This window comes from Pseudoduganella ginsengisoli (assembly GCF_009720865.1).
Lineage (GTDB): Bacteria > Pseudomonadota > Gammaproteobacteria > Burkholderiales > Burkholderiaceae_D > Rugamonas > Rugamonas ginsengisoli.
This window is the reverse complement of record NZ_WNLA01000090.1, coordinates 1-430: the sequence shown is the minus strand read 5'-3', so window position 1 is coordinate 430 and position 430 is coordinate 1. Positions and strand designations below refer to the sequence as shown.

Sequence of the window (430 nt, the reverse complement as noted above, 5' to 3'; positions counted from 1 at the left end):
CGATGGTGTAATTGGACGAAGCCGTGGTGCCGGAACCGGCATTCCCGTTGGCATCCGCCACCCCCGTGTTGTCCAGGGTGAGCACGTTGGTGGCATCCGTCACCGAAGCGGTCGGCGTCAACGTGGCGGTCCAGGTGGTGCCGCCATCGCTGGAACTGACGGTGGACAGGGTGCCGTTTTCCACCGTGATGTCGGCATTGGTGAAGCCTGTCACTGCTTCGCTGAACGTGATCGTCACCAGCGACGTCTCGCCGATGGCCAGCGCACTGTCGGCCAGCACAATGGTGGCGGTCGGGCGCAGCGTGTCGATGGTGTAGTTCGACGAACTGGCCGTGCCGCTGCCGGCGTTACCTGCCGTATCGGCCACGCCGGTATTGTCCAGCGTGATGACGTTGGTCGTGTCTTCGATGCCGGACGTCGGCGTGTACGT

The 430-nt window shown here is 64.0% G+C and carries 1 protein-coding gene; it reads right to left on the bottom strand.

Annotated features, from left to right (window positions below; translation table 11 throughout):
- On the bottom strand, positions 1–430 hold a 430-nt coding region (locus GM668_RS30775), incomplete at both ends, for an Ig-like domain-containing protein (protein WP_229500148.1).